Origin of the sequence: Micromonospora terminaliae, assembly GCF_009671205.1 — a bacterium.
Lineage (GTDB): Bacteria > Actinomycetota > Actinomycetes > Mycobacteriales > Micromonosporaceae > Micromonospora > Micromonospora terminaliae.
Window position 1 is genome coordinate 3,337,032 of sequence record NZ_CP045309.1, and the last position, 16,897, is coordinate 3,353,928.

The following is a 16,897-nucleotide window of genomic DNA, read 5'->3' on the forward strand; positions in this document are numbered from 1 at the left end:
ATGAGCGGGCCACCCGGCCATCCCGTGAGCGGGCCACCCGGTTATCCGGTCGGCGGCGCGCCCGGTCACCCGGTGAGCGGTCCGCCGGCAGCGGCGCCGGTCAGCGCCTCACCCGTGCCGCCGTGGGGCATGACCGCGCCGCCGTGGAGCAGCGCCGCCCCGCCGCAGGCCCTCGACCGGCCCGGCGACCGCCGTCCCGAGCCGGTCGTGGAGACGCCCGACACGGTGCGGCCCGACACGGTGGACGCCGGTCCGGACCCCGCGCCGGAGAGCGGCGACGACGCGCCCCGGTCCCTGCCGGTCTACGACGGGTTGCTCGACTTCCCCGAGTCGCAGCAGCCGGCTCCGGAGCCGTACCCGGGTCAGGAGGCCTGGCCGGCGGTGCCGCCGGCGTTCCACCAGCCGGCCGCGTACCCGGTGGCGGAGGAGCCGGAGCCGCGCGGCCGCAACCGGACGGTGGTGGCCGTGGTGGCGGGCGCCGTGGTGGTCGTGGTGGCGGCGGTCGTCGGCGTGGGCGCGGTGCTGCTCAACCGCGATCCCGCGCCACCGCCCGCGCCGACGCCGACCGCGGCCAGGCCGAAGGTCAGCGGTCCGCCGCCGGGTGAGCTGAAGTTGCAGGACGACACCACGACGATCACGGTCACCTGGACCGACCCGACCGGCGGTGGGGTGCCGTTCGTGGTGGCCGGCGGGCGGGCCGGGCAGAAGCTTGGGGTGATGGCCACTGTGGACGCCGGGCAGACCCGCTACACGGTGAACGGGCTGAGTCCGAAGCTGGACTACTGCTTCACGGTGCTGGCCGTGTACTCGACGGACACCTACGCCACCTCGGGCCAGGTCTGCACGGACCGGGAGGGCGGCACGACGCCCAACTGAGCGCCCGCACGACACGCTCGGTGTCCACAGGAGGACGGTGCGGGTTTCACCGGTCCCCGGCGGCCCCTATGATGGCTCCCGGCTCTGGGGAGGGTCGACCGCGCGCGCCGCCCTCCCCCACCGACTCGGGGAGGCAGCCGCAAGTGACCACCATCGAGAGCGTCACGAGCACCGGGCCGGAGACGGCCCGCCCCCGGTCCCGGATGCGGGGCGGGCTGGTGACCATCGGCACCGTGGCCGCGCTGCTGGCGGCCATGGGGTTGACCGTGCTCGGGCTGGGCGCCGCCGACAACGCGGTGGCCAACTACGACGCCTCCTCCTGGTTGTGGAGCACCAGTCGCAGCGAGCTGGCCCGGGTCAACGGGGTCACCGCCCGGGTGGACACGCGGATGGAGGTGCCCGGTGGGCGCCGGCACCAGATGCAGGTGGCCCAGACCGACCGGCTGCTGATCCTGCGCGATCTGAACACCGGCCAGGTCAGCTCGCTGGACCTGGCCACCCTCCAGATCACGGCGACGACGCCGACCGCACCGGGCCTCGGGGTGAGCGTCGCGCTGCACGAGGACTCGGCGTTCGTCGTGGACGCGGTGCAGGGCATCGTCCGGCAGCTGGACCCGCGGTCGCTGACCCCGGTGGGCGAGCCGGTGCGCTACCCGCCGGGCATCACCGGCGGGGCGTTCGACGGCACCGGCAAGCTGTGGATCGCGGTGCCGAGCGAGGGCACCGTGTCGGCGGTCACCGCCGCGGAGCTGCCGGCCACGCCGGGGGACGCGCCGTCCGGCGGGCTCAGCCCGAAGCGGGTGGAGACCTACGAGGTGGCCGAGCCGGCCCACGAGCTGGTGGTGTCCACGCTGGACGACGGTGTCGCGGTGCTCGACCGCACCTCCGCCTCGCTGGTGAGCGTGCGGGCGGGCCGGACGCAGCGGGCCAACCTGACGATGACCGCACCGGGCAGCCTGCCGACGCGCACCACCGGCCCTCAGGTGCCGGTCACGGTGAGCGGTGAGCGGAAGGTGCACGTGGTCCGCGACGCCGCCGAGGTGCACCGGTTCACGGTGCCCGGCGCGGGCGGGGAGCTCAGCCCGGCGGTGGCCTGGGCGGGCCGCTTCTACTGTGCCGACGAGACGACCGGCACGGTCTACTCGTTCGACGCGAACGGGCAGCTCGTCGACACCATCAAGGGCTCCGGCCGGCCCGGGCCCATGGAGCTGGAGGTCCGCGAGAACCACCTCTTCATCAACCCGCCGAACTCGTCGACCGCGCAGGTCGTGGACGACCGGAATCAGGTCCGCGAGGTCAACAAGTACGCCAACGACGTGCTCGGCGGCGACCCGCCGCCGGTTGCCCCGCCGCCGCCTCCCCCGAAGAAGCCGAAGGTGGGCAAGCCCGGCGCGCCGCGCGCGGTGACGGCCGCCGCCGGGAACGCGTCGGCGCGGGTGAGCTGGCAGGCGGCCGCGTCCAACGGCGCCGAGATCACGAGGTACGTGGTGGAGGGCGGCGGCCAGCGCCACGAGGTGGGCGCGAACCAGCGGGCCTTGGAGATCACCGGGCTGACCAACGGGGAGACGTACACGTTCTCGGTGCACGCCGTGAACGCCAAGGGCGACGGGCCGGCGCGCCGGAGCAACCCGGTCACGCCGACCGCCGCCGTGCCGGACCCGCCGGCCAGCGTGACCGCGGAGGCGCGGCCGGACGGGACGGTGCTGGTGAAGTGGCCGGCCGCGAACGGCCAGGGCAACACGGTCACGAAGTACGCGGTGACCGCCAGCTCGGCCGGCGCGACCGCCCCGGCCGGCGAGTCGCCCAAGACCGAGCTGGTCATCCCCGCGGGCCAGCTGGAGTACGGCACGCAGTACGCCTTCACCGTGACCGCGGTGAGCGACAAGGGGGCGGGATCGAAGGCGTCGCCGGTGAGCAACACGGTCGTGCCGTTCACCGCTCCGGCCGCACCCACCGAGCTGCAGGCGTCCACGGTGGCCGACCAGCCCGGCACCATCGCGGTGCAGTGGGCGCCGGCGGTGGAGAACGGCCGGCCCGTGACGAAGTACGTGGTCGAGGCCGCCGGCAAGACCACCGAGGTGACCGACGTACGGACCACGATCGGCGGGCTCGGCGACGGGCAGAACGTCACCGTGAAGGTGAAGGCGGTCAACGAGGCCGGTCCGGGTGCGGAGGCCAGCACCACGGCCCGCACGGTGGCCGCGCCCCGGGTCACGGTGACCGGCTCGTCGGCCGACGCCACCTCCGTGACGGTGACGTTCACCGTCGACGCGGGCGGTGGGCGGGCGACCTGCTCGGCGACCGTCCCGGGGGAGACACCCGCGACCGGGAGCTGCTCCAGCCTGCGGGTGACGGGCCTGACGCCGGGTACCGCGTACACGGTGACGGTGACGGCGAGCAACGCGGCCGGCAAGGGCACCGCGACCCGGGCGCAGAGCACGGACGCGCTCTACGGGATCGCCACCTGCAACAACGGTCCGGACGGCGACCAGCGCACCTACTGCAATGCCGAGGTGGACGGCCGCAACGGCAACGAGATCTTCTCGGTGCCGCAGCAGCTCAACAGCAAGCAGGTCGGGTGGGCGAAGCCGGGCAGCCGGTTGAAGGCGTACTGCAAGAAGCAGGGTGAGAACGTCGACGCCTGGATCTACAACAACCAGAAGCAGAGCACCTGGTGGGTGCAGGTCGAGTACTCGGGCAGGAACTACATCCCCTGGGCCTGGCTGAACCTGGAGGGTGGCGACAACATCAACCTCCTGCCCACCTGCTGACCGCGCCGCACCGAGGAGCACCCCGCACGTGAACACCCACGAACCGCTCACCCAGCCGGAGGTGCAGGGCTTCGCCGCCCTGGCCGCCCGGCTGGCCGAGAACGTCAACGCGGTCGTGCTGGGCAAGCCGCAGGTGGTCCGGCTGGCGCTGACCGCTCTGTTCGCCCAGGGGCACGTGCTGCTCGAGGACGTGCCCGGGGTGGGCAAGACGACGCTGGCCCGGGCCATCGCGGCGACCGTCAAGGGCCAGTGGCGGCGCATCCAGTTCACCCCGGACCTGCTCCCCTCGGACGTGTCCGGCGTGACGATCTTCAACCAGGCCAGCCGGGGCTTCGAGTTCCACCCCGGGCCGGTCTTCGCGAACATCGTGATCGCCGACGAGATCAACCGGGCCTCGCCGAAGACCCAGTCGGCGCTGCTGGAGGTCATGGAGGAGCGCACGGTCACCGTGGACGGCGTACGCCATCCGGTGCCGCAGCCGTTCCTCGTGGTGGCCACCCAGAACCCGGTGGAGATGGACGGCACCTACCGGCTGCCCGAGGCCCAGCTCGACCGGTTCCTGGTGAAGCTCTCCGTCGGCTACCCCGACGAGGCCGTCGAGGTGGAGGTGCTGCGCGGCGCCACCCTCCGCTCCCCCGACTCGCTCACCGCGGTCACCGACACGGCCACGGTCGGGGAGATGGTGAAAATGGCCCGGCGGGTGCACATCGCCGAGCCGCTCTACGCGTACGCGGTGCGGCTGGCCGCGGCGACCCGCACCCATCCGCAGGTGCGGGTCGGCGTCAGTCCCCGGGGCGTGATCGCGCTGACCCGTGCGGCGTGCGCGTACGCGCTGATCGACGGTCGGGGCTGGATCATGCCGGAGGACCTGAAGACGCTGGTCGAGCCGGTCTTCGCCCACCGGTTGCTGCTCACCCCCGACGCGCAGGTGCGCGGGGTGACCCCGGCCGACGTGCTGCGCCAGGCGGTCGCCTCGGTGCCGGTGCCGCTGCCGTCGGGGCAGCCCGCCCCGGTCCACGGCTGAGCGGTGGGAATCACTGCCCGGGGTGTCGGGCTGCTCGTGGCCGCCGTCGTGCTGCTCGGCGTGGGCTTCCGGTACGCGTACCCGGAGCTGACCGTGCTCGGCGCGGCGGCCGGCGTCGCGGTCGGGTACGCCCTGGTCACGGCCGCCTGGCGGCCCCGGCTGACGGTCGAGCGGGTGGCCGACCCGGACCGGGTGGCGCGGGGTGAGCCGGCGGCCATGGTGCTGACCGTGCGCAACACCGGCCGGCTGCGGGCGGCGAACCTGGTGGCCGAGGACCGGTGCGGCGGGCGGCTGGTGCCGGTGCCGCTGCTGCGGTTGCGTCCGGGGCGGGACACCGAGGTGCGCTACCCGGTGCCGACCCGGCGCCGCGGGGTGGTGCCGGTCGGGCCGCTGCGGGTGACTCGGCGCGACCCGCTGGGGCTGGTGGCGCTGGCCCGCGCGTACGGGGATGCGGTGCCGGTGTGGGTGCACCCGCGCATCCATCCGCTGTCGGCGGTGCCGACGGGCGCCGGCCGGAGCCTGGACGGGCGCACCGACAGCGTGCCGCACGGCTCGATCACCTTCGACTCGCTGCGGGAGTACGTGGTCGGGGACGAGCTGCGCCGGGTGCACTGGCGGACCAGCGCCCGGGTGGGCGAGCTGATGGTGCGGGAGAACGTGGACACCAGCCTGCCCCGGCTCGTGGTGGTGCTGGACAACCGGGCGGCCGCCCACCCGGACCGGTCCGGAGGGCTGGCCGAGTCGTTCGAGTCGGGGTGCGAGGCGGCGGCGTCGGTGGTGGCCGCCGCGACCCGGGAGGACCTGCCCGTGAGCCTGCTGCTGGTCGTGCCACCCGCCGAGGAGGCCGTCGGGGCGTACGGGCCGCTGGACCGGCTGGCCGCCGTGGAGCTGGCCGACGGCGGGGAGGACGTGCTGCGTACCGCGCTGGGCCGGCTGCGGCAGGACCGGCTCGGCGACACGCTGGTCTTCCTCACCGGGCCGGGCGCCCGCGGCGACCTGGGGCACGTGGGCGCGTTGCGCCGCGCGTACCCGTCGGTGGTGGTCGGGATGTTCGGGGCGGCGGAGCCGACGGCGGCCGGCGCGGCGGGCCTCGTGGTGGTGGACGCGGCCGACGGCGCCGAGTTCGCCGCCGAGTGGGACGGGATCCGCCGGTGGTGACGGTGACCCCGCTGCGCCCGGCGGCCGAGGCGCCGGCCGGGCCGGCCGGTGGCGGTCCGGGTGCCGTGGCGCGGGTGCTGCGGGCCGTGCCGGTGCCGCTGGCGCTGATCGTCATGATCGCCCTGGCCGGTGTGGTGCTCGGCCGGGTCTACGCGGACCCGCTGCTGACCCGCCTGACGGCCGGCGCGGCGGTCGGCTCGGTGCTGGTGAGCGTGGCCGCGCGGCGGCTGCCGTCCTGGCTGGTGGCGCCGCTGTCGGTGACCGCCCTGGCCGGCTGGGCGCTGCTGTCGCTGCGGCTGGCGGCGGCGCACGCGGCGGTGCCCGGCGGGCTCGGCGAGGTGGCGGCGGACGCCGCCCGTAACGCGATCCCCCGGCTGCTCACCGCGATGATCCCGGTGCAGCCGGCCCCGGACACCGTGCTGGTCCCGGTGGTGGCCGCCTGGCTGGCCGGGCTGGCCGCCGCCGAGGTGGCGCTGCGGGCCGGGCGGGTGCTGCTCGGCTACCTGCCGCCGGTGCTGCTCTACGGCGGCGCGCTCTACGTGGTGGGGCCGAACGCGGGTCCGGCGGTCGGGCCTACGGTGCTGTTCGCCGCGGTCGCCGCTGTGGGGCTCGCGGTGCCCGGCGGGCGGCCCGGCGGCCCGGCCGGCGCCGACCCGGTGGCGGGCCTGGCCCCGGCGGTGCGCGCGGCGGTGCGGCTGCGGCTGTTCGCGGCGGGCGCGGCCGGTGTGGCCGTGGTGGTGGCCCTCGCGGCGCTGCTCGCCCCGGTGGTGGCCGGCCAGGTCGACGACCGCCCGGTGGACCCGCGCCGCTACGTGGAGCCGCCGCAGGTGGAATCGCTGGACGAGAACCCGCTGATCCGGATCTCCGGGTGGGCGCTGAACCCGGACCAGAAGCTGCTCGACGTGCGCACCGAGGGAGGCGCGGCGGGCGGAGTGCCGCCGCGGATCCGGCTGGCGGTGCTCAGCAACTACGACGGGGTGACCTGGCGGGTGGGCGCCACGTACCGCAACGCGGGGCGGATCCTGCCGGCCACCGAACCGGTGCCGGGCACCGCCACCGACCCGGTGCGCCAGAAGATCACCGTGGCCGACCTGACCGGGCGGCTGCTGCCCGCCGTGCCCACGGCGCGGGAGGTGACCGGCGCGCGGGTGGCGTACGACCCGGAGACCGGGACGCTCATCCGGCCGGAAGGGCTGGCGCCGGGACTGCGGTACGAGGTCACCTCGGCCCGGGAGCAGCCGGACCTGAACCTCGTCAGCACGGCGAACGTACCGGCCGGCGACGCCGTGGCCCGGGTGCTGCGTGTGGCCGACGGCGCGCCGGAGCAGATGCGCCGGCTGGCCAGCCAGCTCGCCGAAGAGAACGGCGCCCCGTGCGCCCGGGCCGCCGCGATCGCGGACTTCCTCGCCGAGCACTACCGGGTGACCGCCGACGCGCCGAGCGGGCACGCGTACCCGAACCTGGGGTTCTTCCTGTTCGGGCCGCGCAACGGCGGCGGGCAGCGCGGCACGTCCGAGCAGTTCGCGGCGTCGTTCGCGGTGCTGGGCCGGCTGGCCGGCCTGCCCACCCGGGTGGTGGTCGGTTTCGAGCCGAAGGCGGACGGGCCGGTCCGGGCGGCGGACGCGTACGCCTGGCCGGAGGTGCTGTTCGAGGGCGTCGGCTGGGTGCCGTTCGACCCGATGCCGCGCCCGGACGAGGAGCCGCGCCCCGTGGAGGAGGACTTCCGGCCGAAGCCGGAGGACCCGCCCCCGTCCGAGGTGCCGGCGCCGACCGTGGAACCCACGGCCACGCCGCCAGCGGAAGCCGGCGCCGACCGGCGCGGCGGCCAGGCCGGGCCGGGTACGCCGGTGCTGGTCGGCGGCGGTGTCGGGGCCCTGGTGCTGCTGGTCGGGGTGCTGCTGCTGGTCCTGGCCGTGCTGCGCCGCAACCTGAGCCGCGGCCGGTTGGGCCACGGTGATCCGGGCCGCCGGATCGCGGGCGCCTGGCGGGAGCTGACCGACGCGCTGCGGCTGGCCGGCCACCCGGCCGGCGCGGATCTGGCGGCGGCGGAGGTCGCCGACCATGCCCGCCGCACCCTCGACGAGGCTCAAGCGGCCGACGGCGGCCCGGCGGAGGCGACCAGGGACCGGCCGGGCGGGGCGGTCGACGAGCTGGCCGGGCTGCTCAACCAGGTGGGGTTCGCCCCGGGCAGCGTGACCACCGAGCAGGCGGAGCGGGCCGCGGCCCTGGCCGGGGGGTACGTGTCGGCCCTGCGCGACGCGCGCGCCCGGTGGCGGCGGCTGCTGTGGCGGGTGCACCCCGGTCCGCTGCGCTGGCGTCGCTGACCTCCGAGGGCTGGCGCGGACCACCGAGCCTCGTTCCGGGGCCGACGCGTCGTTTGAGCGGACGCGGATGTTGCACCGTTCTTCCGGGATCCGCGGTTACCTCCTGTGGCCGGCCGTCGTGGCGGCACCGACGCCTCCCCGCCCGGCCGGCCCGGGTCGGGTGTCGCGCCAGGAAATGTCCTGACCGGCGATGCAACCCCCAGCGCCCGACGGGGCGTGACTATCCCCGACAAAAGAATCGGAGGCTGGCATGGGTGACCGCGACGCGGCGTTCGCGGAGTACTTCGCGGCGAGATCGGATGCGATGCGTGGTACGGCGTACCTGCTCTGCGGCGACTGGCACCGGGCGGAGGATCTGGTCCAGAGCGCGTTCACGAAGCTCTATCTGGCCTGGAACAGGGTTTCCCGGCACGAGGTGCTCGACGCCTACGTACGGCAGATCCTGGTCCGGACCTTCCTGGACGAGCGGCGGCGCGGCTGGTGGCGACGGGAGCGGGTGGGCGGGGAGGGCGCGGAACGGCCGGCACCGCCGGAGTCCCCGGAGAACCGGCTGGTGCTGCTCCAGGCGCTCGCCGCGCTGGCGCCGCGCCAACGGGCGGTCCTGGTGCTCCGTTACTGGGAGGACCTGTCCGTCGAGGACACCGCCGCACTGCTTGGGTGCTCGGCCGGAACGGTGAAGAGCCAGGCCGCCCGGGGCCTGGAGAACCTGCGGGAGCTGGTGCAGCCCGCATACAGCGCGATCGAGAAGGGGGACCGATGAAGGGGGAAGAGCTGCGCGAGGCGCTGCGTCACGAGATGGCCGGCGTCGTACCACCGCCGCCGCTGGACGCAACGACCGCGCTCGGCGCGGCACGGCGTACCCGGGCGCGACGGCGTACCGGCTGGGCCTGCGCCGGGTCTGCGGCGGTGGTGCTGGCGGTCGCCGGCGTCGCGGCGGTCGGCACCACGGGGGCGGGCGTCCCGGGCACCGGCACCGCCGGTCCCGGCGGGTTGAGCCCGGCGGCGTCCGGGACGAAGCCCAGCCCGGCTCCGTCGGCGCCGGAGACCGCGTCGCCGTGGCCGACCGGCCCGGACGGCCGCCCGCAGGAGGACCGGACCGCGAGAGCGGGCAACCGGCACGACCAGGCGGTCCGGCTGCTCAACGAGTTGATCTCCGCGGTGCCGGCCGGATACGTCGTGCCGGAGAACCGGCCGAACCAGCCCGTGGACGACGACCCGCAGCGCAGCAGCCAGGCCGAGTTCGAGGACAGGGTGGAGGGCGTCGACGTGTGGCGCTACACATCCACCGCCACCGTGACCCAGGGAGACCGGACGGGGCGCGTACTCGTCGAGGTGTACACCCGCGGGAACACTCTGCCGACCGAGCCGTGTGCCCTGACCCGGCAGTTCTGGGGTATGCAGGGCGAGTGCCAGGTGGTGACCGTCGGAGAAGCGAAGGTCGGGGTGGTCGTCCGCCCCACCGTCGACCGGCGGTTCGAGCAGTGGTCGGCCTACCGACACCCGGACGGCGTGGTCACCTTCGTCGCGCAGACCCCGAACTTCGGCAGCCCTCAGCACGGACTGGCGAAACTGCCGTTCACCGTGCCGCAGCTCGCGGCCCTCGCCATGGACGATCGGTTCCACCTGCAGTGATCAGGCGTCGTGGCCCGGCCGACAACTTACCGGCCGGGCCCGGTCCGTCGCGGCCGCTCAGCTAACCGGCCCGGCGGCCCGCAGCTTGCGGACGAGTTTGCGCAGCCCGGCCTGCCAGCCGTCGGGGTCCTCGGCGCGGCGGCGCGCGTAGGCGGCCACCTCCGGGTGCGGCAGGATGAGGAACCGCTCCTCGGCCAGCCCCGCGATGGTGGCGTCGGCGACCTGGTCGGGGGTGAGCACCGCGCCGGACGCGGCGATCACCCGGGCGCCCAGGTGCCCTTCGGCCAGGCCCCCGGCGAGCATCGGGGTGTCGACGCCCTGTGGGCAGAGCGCGCTGACCCGGACGCCGACGTCCCGGTAGGTGATGGCCAGCCACTCGGCGAGGCCGACCGCCGCGTGCTTCGTCGCCGTGTACGGTGCGTCGCCCACGGCGGTCAGCACCCCCGCGGCCGAGCAGGTGAAGAGCAGGTAGCCCTGGCCGCGGCGGAGCATCGCCGGCAGCGCCGCCCGGGCGCTGTGCACGTGCCCGAGCACGTTGACCCGCCAGGCGCGGTCCCAGTCGGCGTCGGGCGCCTCCACTCCCCCGCCGGTGGCCACCCCGGCGTTGGCGCAGAACAGGTCGATCCTGCCGTAGCGGCGCTCGGTCTCGTCGACCAGCGCGCGTACCTGCGCCTCGTCGGTGACGTCGAGCCCGACGCCGTGCGCCACCGGGCCGATGCCCTCGGCCACCGCGCGGGCCGCCGGGGCGTCCAGGTCGGCCACGACGACGGCGGCGGCGCCCTCGGCGGCGAACCGCCGGCCCAGCGCCGCACCGATGCCGCCCGCCCCGCCGGTGATCACGGCCACCCGATCGGTCAGGTTCATCTCAGCCCGCCTCCCCGCCGGTCGCGCCGAGCCGCGGGAGCAGCCCCGCCCAGGCCGCCGCGCCGCCGGCGGTCAGCTCCGGTGTGGGCAGCACCGCCAGCACCGGCACGTCCACGCCGTGGTCGGCGTACCGGCGGGCCCGGGCGGCGCACTCCTCGGGCGGGCCGTGCAGGATCAGCGCGTCGACCACCTCGTCGGGCACCGCCGCCGAGGCGCCCCGCCGGTCGCCGGCCGCCCACGCCTCCCACATGGGACCGAGGCTGTCCTGCCGCCCCAGCCAGCGGTGGAAGGCCGCGTACGCCGGCACGGTGAGGTAGCCGGTGATCAGCCGGCGGCCCAGCGCCCGGGCGTAGGTGGCGTCCTCGGTGGGGCAGACGAAGATCCGGGCGGCGACCTCGAAGCCGGGGCGGCGCTCGCCCAGCTCGCCCAGGGCGGTCGGCACGTCGTCGGCGGCCAGCCAGTTGAGGATCACCCCGTCGGCCTCGGCGGCGGCGAGCCGCAGCATGCCGGGGCGCAGCGCGGCCAGCAGCACCGGCGGCGGCACGGCCGGCGGGCGTTCCAGGGTGAACCGCCGGACGGTGAAGGTGTCGTAGACCTCGTCGACGGTGTCCCCGCGCAGTGCCGCGCGCAGGAAGCGCAGCACGTCGCGGGTCCGTTTGAACGGCTCGTCGAAGCGCACCGCGTTCCAGTCCCGGACGAGCACCGGCGAGGAGGCGCCGATGCCCAGCGCGAAGCGGCCGGGCGCGGCCTCGGCGAGGGCGGCGGCGCTCATGGCGAGCAGCCCCGGTCCCCGGGTGAAGACCGGGGCGATGGCGGTGCCGAGGCGGAGCCGCGGCTGCCAGGCGACGGCGAGCGCCAGCGGGGTGAACGCGTCGGTGCCGGCGACCTCCGACGACCAGACGTCGGTGAAGCCGGCCCGGTCGAGCGCCGCGTAGACCGCGGCGTGGTCGGCGAGCGGGACGCCGGCCAGCGGCACCGTCATGCCCCATCGATTCGTCACCGGTCGATCGTGCCCGGTCGCCGTCGCCGGGGGCAAGATCCCGACCGGCGGCTCCCGGCCCGGCGTAGCGCCGGACTCGCCGAGCCGGGGACGCGATATGCCCGATCCGCCGTACCCGGCCCGGAAAGAGTGTTACGAACGCCAGATGGGGTGGTCCGAGGGCGGGAGGCCGCGGTGAAGACTTCCGAACCGGCCGCGCTCCGCCCCACAGAGGGGCCGAACCGGGCGACATTCCTGGAGCTCTTCTTCGACCTCGTGTTCGTCTTCGCGCTGACCCGGATCTCCGCTCGCGCCTTCGAGGACCTGGCGCTGGAAGGGGGGAAGACCGCCTGGACGGCGGTGACCGGAGGCGGCAAGACGCTGCTGCTGTTCCTCGCGCTGTGGGCGGTCTGGCAGGGCACCGCCTGGACCACCAGCCGCTACGACCCGTACCACATCTGGCTCCAGGTCATCGTGGTCATCGCGCTTGTCGGCAGCATGGTGATGGGCGTGGCCGTCCCCCGTGCCTTCAGCAGCACCGGGCTGGCCTTCGCCACCGCGTACGTGGTGGTGCAGGTGAGCCGGCCCGCGATCCTGCTGATGGTGCTGCGCCAGCTCCAGTACCGCCGGCTGAAGCTGCGCATGCTGATCACCTTCAGCGTGACCGGGACGCTCTGGCTGACCGGCGCGGTGCTGCCCACCGATCCCCGGGTGACGCTCTGGACGCTCGCGCTCCTGCTCGAGTACCTGGCGAACCGGGTCGGCTGGCCCGTGCCCGGGCTGGGCCGGTCGACCGTCTCCCGCTGGGACATCCACGGGGAGCACCTGGCCGAGCGCTACCAGCAGATCTTCCTCGTCGCGCTCGGCGAGACGATCCTGATTGCCGGGCTCGCCTACAGCCGGACCCCGACCGGCGCCGCCCGCACCGTCGCCTTCGCCGCCGCGCTGCTCACCTCGGTGCTGTTCTGGCGGATCTACGTGCAGCGGGCCGGGCAGATCCTGGGCGAGGCGGTGACCCGGGCCGCGCACCCGGCCACCATCGGCCGCTCCGCCGCCGACACCCACCTCATCATGGTGGCCGGCGTGGTGGCCACCGCGATCGGCTACGAGCTGGTCAACGAGCACCCGACCGGCCACAACCAGGCTGGCTGGGTCGCCATGATCCTCGGCGGTCCGGCGGTCTTCCTGCTCGGCCGGGCCCGCTTCGAGTACGAGGTGTTCGGCCGGGTGTCCCCGTCGCGCTGGGTGGCCGTCCTCGTCCTGGCGCTGCTCATGCCCCTGCTCAAGCCCGTGGTGCCGCTGGCCGCAGCCATCGCCACGCCGCTGGCCGCGGCGATCGCCACCCCGCTGGTGCTGCTCGGGGTGGCGGTGGCCGACGCCCGCCGCGCCTGGGGCCGCCCGCTGGAGGAGGCCGCCCCGCCGTACTGACCGCGCCCCGTGGCGACCGCCGACGCCCCCACCCCGGCGCTACCATCCGCGGGTGACCTTCTCGATCGTCGCCCGCTCCGCGGACGGCCTCCTGCACGGCGTCGCCGTGGCCAGCAAGTTCCTTGCCGCCGGGGCCCTCGTTCCGGCCGCCGAGGCCGAGGTCGGCGCGCTCGCCAGCCAGGCCCACGCCAACCTGGCGTACCGCGCGCAGGGGCTCACCATGCTGCGCACCGGAGTGCCCGCGGCCGACGTGGTGGCCGGCCTGATCGCCGCCGACCCGGGCCGCGACGACCGGCAGCTGGGCGTGGTCGGCACGACCGGCGACGGCGCCACCTGGACCGGGCCACGCTGCCACCCGTGGGCGGGCGGCCAGTCCGGCGACGGCTGGGCGGCGCAGGGCAACATCCTGGCCGGCCCGGAGGTCATCGACGCGCTACGGGACACCTGGCTCGGCGGGGCCGGCCTGCCGTTCCCGCAGCGGCTGCTCGCCGCCCTCGCCGCTGGCGACCGGGCCGGCGGCGACCGGCGGGGCCGGCAGAGCGCGGCCCTGTTCGTCGTGCAGCGGCACGGCGGCTACGCCGGCACCGGCGACGAGCTGGTCGACCTGCGGGTCGACGACCACCGCGACCCGGTCGGCGAGCTGGGGCGCCTGCTCGACATCCACACCCTGCTCTTCGGCAAGCCCGACCCGGCCACCCTGCTCGACCTCACCGGCCCGGTCGCCGACGAGGTGGCGGCGCTGCTGGCCACCGCCGGCCACCCGGTCGGCGCCGCCGGGGTGGAGGAGGCGCTCGACGCCTGGGCCGGCGTCGAGAACCTGGAGGAGCGCATCGTCCCCGGCCGCATCGACCCGATCGTCCTGGACCACCTGCGCCGCACCACCGGCGGCTGACCGGCGGCGGTCAGCCGCCGAAGGAGAGCCAGCGGAAACCGGTCCGGTCCAGCACCGCCCGCTCCGCATCGGTCAGCGGCACCCGGCCGGTGGCCTTGCGCACCAGGGTGAGCGCGTCCCAGCCGAGCCCGTCCGGGACGGACCCGCCAGTGAGCAGGTCGGCCACCACGGCCGCCGCCGTCGGGGTCAGCCAGGGCCGCCGGTCCAGCGCGTCGGCCAGGTCCAGGCCGTGCACCCCGACCTCCACCACCCGGGTACGCAGGAACTCCGTCAGCGCCATCGCGTCGCCGTGCCGGGTACGGACCAGCCGCCCCGGCGGCGCGGCGGCCACCGCCGCGTCCGCGGCCCGCCAGGCCCGCGCGAAGCCTTCCGCCACCTCGGGTACGCCGGGCAGCTCCCGCGCCTCCCGCCGGGCGCCGTCGATCCGGTCCCGGTCGACCTCGGGCGCGAACTTCGCCGCCCCGAAATAGCCGGCGGCGTCCACCTCGGCGCGCTCCGGGGCCGGCGCGGCGAGCATGCCGACCAGCCGGCCGGCGCCGGTGCGCACGTGCGCCAGCAGGTCCCGTACCGCCCAGGGCGGGCAGGGCGTGGGCCGGTCCAGGTCCGCCGGGTCGAGATCCCGCAGCACCTGCTCCAGCCGTGCGCACTCGTCGCGGAACGCCGCGCCTACCTGGTCCATCCGTCCTCCCCCGTCCGGTCCGTACCTCGGTGGTCCACCCTGCCAGCTGCCGTTTCGCCGCCCACCGGCCGGGTACGCGCCGGTGGACCGAGGAGAGGAGGCGCCGAACGATGGCCGGCATCATGCTCCGCAGCACCGCGTTCAACGACCACGACCTGCTTCCCGGGCGTTTCTCCCAGGAGGGCGGCAACGTCTCGCCCCCGTTGGAGTGGTCCGGGGCCCCGGACGGCACGGAGGAGCTGGTCCTCATCGTGGAGGACCCGGACGCGGGGAAGACTCCTTTCCTGCACTGGCTGGTGACCGACATCTCGCCGGATTCCGGCGGGGTCGCCGAGGGCGGCGTCCCGGAGGGCGGCCGGGAGTGGCCCAACAGCTTCGGCACGACCGGCTGGGGCGGCCCGCACCCGCCTCGTCACGAGGACCCGCACCGGTACTTCTTCCGCCTGTACGCACTGGAACGCCCGCTGACGCTGCCGGAGGCGCCGCAGGCCTCCGACGTGCACCGCGCGCTCGCCGACAAGGAGATCGCCAGCGGGACGATGGTGGGCACCTTCTACCGCTGACCCGCTCCGGGTGGCCGGCCGGCGACCCCGGCCGGTCAGCCCTTCCAGCGGGGCACGAGCCGGTGCACCGTCGCGAGGACCAGAGCGGACACCACGGCGATCGTGCCGGCGATGCCGGCCGCGCTGCCCGCGTACCCGATGAAGAGCGGGCGGCGGCCGAGCTCGTCGACGGCGACGGTGGACCGGTCGACCAGCCAGGACAGGGCGAACGCGGAGACGAGCAGGGCCGCGACGCCGCCGAGACCGAGCACGGCGGCGGCGATCCGGTGCGCGTCGGCCGGGGAGACCACGGCCCGTTCCCGCTGGAAGAACAGCAGCACCAGGCCGGCGACGGCGGCCCAGGCGCCGACCACGAGGTAGGCGGCGACGGCGTCGCTGGGGCGGTGCCAGCCGGCGGAGAGGGTGGCCACCCCGGCGGCGGCCGCGTAGCCGGCGCCCAGGAACGCGCCGGCCACGCGCAGCTTCGGCGGCAGCACCAGGATCAGCGCGACCGCCACGGACGCGGCCACGGCGGTGTGTCCGCTGGGCAGGCTGTTGCCGGCGGCGGCCCGTTCCGGGTCGATGCCGAAGTCGGGGCGGTCCAGGTAGCGCTTGAGCAGCTGGGTGCTGACGTTGGCGCCGGCGATGAGCAGGGTGGCGGTGACGGCGAGCGCCTTGCGGCCGCGGATCAGCGCGATGAAGCCGATCATCGCGGTGGCCGCCAGCAGCGACACCACCGACATGGCGTTGAGGATCCGGTCGACCGGCCCGTCGATGCGGTCCTGGCCGATGCGGTTGCCGGTCAGCGCCACGGTGTCCAGCCACTGGCCGAGCTGGGTGTGCACGCCGAAGCGCCACACCACCAGGAACGCGGCCGTCTGGGCCAGGGCCAGTACGACCAACCAGACCGCCGTCCAACCCCTTGCCGTCTCGCGCACCCGCACAACTTAACGGTCGGCGGGGCCCGGCGCTCGTCGGAGCTCCGCGGCTTCCGCGTAGGTTGGGGGCGCGACGGAAGGAGGTGCCGCGTGACCAGCACGCCGGGGCGGGAACGGCCGTCCGGGGACCGGCCGGAGTCGCTGGCCGACCTGCTCGGTGGCCGGCGCGGGGCGGTCGACGCGACGGTGCCGCCGGTGGCGTTCGCGATCGGCTGGCTGGCCGCCGGGCTGTGGGGCGGGGTGGTCGCCGCGGTGCTGGCCGGGACGGCCGTGGCGGGCTGGCGGTGGCGGCGCGGGGACCGGCCGCGCTCGGTGCTGATCGGGCTGCTGGCCGTCTGCGTGGCCGCGCTCATCGCGCTGCGGACCGGGCGGGCCACCGACTTCTTCCTGCTGCAGCTGGTCTCCAACGCGGCGAGCGCGCTGGCCTGGATCGTCAGCATCGTGGTGCGCTGGCCGCTGCTCGGTGTCGTCGTCGGCGCGGCGCTGGGCCAGCGCGCCCGGTGGCGGCGCGACCCGGCGCTGCTGCGGGCGTACGGGCGGGGCAGCTGGGTCTGGGCGGCCACCTACGTGCTGCGGGTGGCGGTGTTCGTGCCGCTGTGGCTCGCCGGCCAGGTGGTCGGGCTCGTGGTGGCCCGGGTGGCGCTGACCTGGCCGCTGGTCGCGACGGCGCTGGCGGTGAGCTGGATGGTGATCCGGCGCTCGCTCCCGGCGGACCACCCCGGGTTGCGGCATCCGGTGACGCCGTCCGATGCGGACACCGCCCCGGCAAAGTAAAAGAGAGGCCGCCACG

General features: G+C 75.7%; 15 protein-coding genes. 11 read left to right on the forward strand and 4 right to left on the reverse strand.

What is annotated here, in order from left to right; genetic code table 11:
- Nucleotides 1-72 precede the first annotated feature (72 nt).
- The 7 genes from GCE86_RS32585 to GCE86_RS15135 all read left to right on the forward strand — a co-directional run bounded on the left by GCE86_RS32585 (nt 73) and on the right by GCE86_RS15135 (nt 9,785).
- A complete protein-coding gene (locus GCE86_RS32585; protein ID WP_420846458.1) occupies nt 73-876 on the forward strand; it encodes a fibronectin type III domain-containing protein in 804 nt (267 codons plus the stop codon).
- A 203-nt stretch (nt 877-1,079) separates the two neighbouring features.
- On the forward strand, nt 1,080-3,647 hold the full coding sequence (locus tag GCE86_RS15110) for a fibronectin type III domain-containing protein (protein WP_239542468.1): 2,568 nt from the start codon (nt 1,080-1,082) through the stop codon (nt 3,645-3,647).
- A 28-nt stretch (nt 3,648-3,675) separates the two neighbouring features.
- On the forward strand, nt 3,676-4,671 hold the full coding sequence (locus tag GCE86_RS15115) for an AAA family ATPase (RefSeq protein ID WP_154227565.1): 996 nt from the start codon (nt 3,676-3,678) through the stop codon (nt 4,669-4,671).
- 3 nt (nt 4,672-4,674) lie between these two features.
- On the forward strand, nt 4,675-5,829 hold the full coding sequence (locus tag GCE86_RS15120) for a DUF58 domain-containing protein (protein ID WP_154227566.1): 1,155 nt from the start codon (nt 4,675-4,677) through the stop codon (nt 5,827-5,829).
- The gene (locus GCE86_RS15125) at nt 5,805-8,153 is read left to right on the forward strand and encodes a transglutaminaseTgpA domain-containing protein (RefSeq protein WP_420846455.1); all 2,349 of its coding nucleotides are present in this window, start codon (nt 5,805-5,807) and stop codon (nt 8,151-8,153) included. Before GCE86_RS15120 ends, GCE86_RS15125 begins: the two co-directional genes overlap by 25 nt.
- A 250-nt stretch (nt 8,154-8,403) precedes the next feature.
- On the forward strand, nt 8,404-8,913 hold the full coding sequence (locus GCE86_RS15130) for a SigE family RNA polymerase sigma factor (protein ID WP_154227567.1): 510 nt from the start codon (nt 8,404-8,406) through the stop codon (nt 8,911-8,913).
- Complete coding sequence (locus tag GCE86_RS15135) at nt 8,910-9,785, forward strand: hypothetical protein (protein ID WP_154227568.1); 876 nt, start codon at nt 8,910-8,912, stop codon at nt 9,783-9,785. The genes GCE86_RS15130 and GCE86_RS15135 overlap by 4 nt, the downstream gene beginning before the upstream one ends.
- A 57-nt stretch (nt 9,786-9,842) precedes the next feature.
- Here GCE86_RS15135 and GCE86_RS15140 read toward each other — a convergent pair whose 3' ends face one another.
- Nucleotides 9,843-10,649, reverse strand: coding sequence for an SDR family oxidoreductase (locus GCE86_RS15140; RefSeq protein WP_154227569.1), 807 nt, complete (start codon nt 10,647-10,649; stop codon nt 9,843-9,845).
- Between the two features lies 1 nt (nt 10,650).
- Nucleotides 10,651-11,631, reverse strand: a complete 981-nt coding sequence (locus GCE86_RS15145) for an LLM class F420-dependent oxidoreductase (protein WP_154230515.1) — start codon at nt 11,629-11,631, stop codon at nt 10,651-10,653.
- A 192-nt stretch (nt 11,632-11,823) separates the two neighbouring features.
- On the opposite strand from GCE86_RS15145, the gene GCE86_RS15150 reads away from it, so the two are divergent.
- The gene (locus tag GCE86_RS15150) at nt 11,824-13,056 is read left to right on the forward strand and encodes a low temperature requirement protein A (RefSeq protein WP_154227570.1); all 1,233 of its coding nucleotides are present in this window, start codon (nt 11,824-11,826) and stop codon (nt 13,054-13,056) included.
- A 52-nt stretch (nt 13,057-13,108) separates the two neighbouring features.
- Nucleotides 13,109-13,948, forward strand: a complete 840-nt coding sequence (locus GCE86_RS15155; protein ID WP_154227571.1) for a DUF1028 domain-containing protein — start codon at nt 13,109-13,111, stop codon at nt 13,946-13,948.
- 10 nt (nt 13,949-13,958) lie between these two features.
- Here GCE86_RS15155 and GCE86_RS15160 read toward each other — a convergent pair whose 3' ends face one another.
- Nucleotides 13,959-14,627, reverse strand: a complete 669-nt coding sequence (locus GCE86_RS15160) for a maleylpyruvate isomerase N-terminal domain-containing protein (protein WP_154227572.1) — start codon at nt 14,625-14,627, stop codon at nt 13,959-13,961.
- 110 nt (nt 14,628-14,737) lie between these two features.
- Between GCE86_RS15160 and GCE86_RS15165 the strand changes: the two genes are divergently transcribed.
- The gene (locus GCE86_RS15165; RefSeq protein WP_154227573.1) at nt 14,738-15,190 is read left to right on the forward strand and encodes a YbhB/YbcL family Raf kinase inhibitor-like protein; all 453 of its coding nucleotides are present in this window, start codon (nt 14,738-14,740) and stop codon (nt 15,188-15,190) included.
- 35 nt (nt 15,191-15,225) lie between these two features.
- On the opposite strand, the gene GCE86_RS15170 is transcribed toward GCE86_RS15165, so the two are convergent.
- Nucleotides 15,226-16,113 (reverse strand): phosphatase PAP2 family protein, encoded by an 888-nt coding sequence (locus GCE86_RS15170; protein WP_208818101.1) that lies wholly within the window; start codon nt 16,111-16,113, stop codon nt 15,226-15,228.
- Nucleotides 16,114-16,197: 84 nt separating this feature from the next.
- Here GCE86_RS15170 and GCE86_RS15175 point away from each other — a divergent pair, with 84 nt between their 5' ends.
- On the forward strand, nt 16,198-16,881 hold the full coding sequence (locus tag GCE86_RS15175; protein ID WP_154227575.1) for a DUF3159 domain-containing protein: 684 nt from the start codon (nt 16,198-16,200) through the stop codon (nt 16,879-16,881).
- Nucleotides 16,882-16,897 lie beyond the last annotated feature (16 nt).

What these genes read in the sequence shown, in the direction of transcription:
- GCE86_RS15165 (WP_154227573.1), top strand. Translation starts at nt 14,738, where the DNA reads ATGGCCGGCATCATGCTCCGCAGCACCGCGTTCAACGACCACGACCTG.
- GCE86_RS15140 (WP_154227569.1), bottom strand. Translation starts at nt 10,649, where the DNA reads ATGAACCTGACCGATCGGGTGGCCGTGATCACCGGCGGGGCGGGCGGC.
- GCE86_RS15135 (WP_154227568.1), top strand. Translation starts at nt 8,910, where the DNA reads ATGAAGGGGGAAGAGCTGCGCGAGGCGCTGCGTCACGAGATGGCCGGC.
- GCE86_RS15130 (WP_154227567.1), top strand. Translation starts at nt 8,404, where the DNA reads ATGGGTGACCGCGACGCGGCGTTCGCGGAGTACTTCGCGGCGAGATCG.
- GCE86_RS15145 (WP_154230515.1), bottom strand. Translation starts at nt 11,631, where the DNA reads ATGACGGTGCCGCTGGCCGGCGTCCCGCTCGCCGACCACGCCGCGGTC.
- GCE86_RS15110 (WP_239542468.1), top strand. Translation starts at nt 1,080, where the DNA reads ATGCGGGGCGGGCTGGTGACCATCGGCACCGTGGCCGCGCTGCTGGCG.
- GCE86_RS15160 (WP_154227572.1), bottom strand. Translation starts at nt 14,627, where the DNA reads ATGGACCAGGTAGGCGCGGCGTTCCGCGACGAGTGCGCACGGCTGGAG.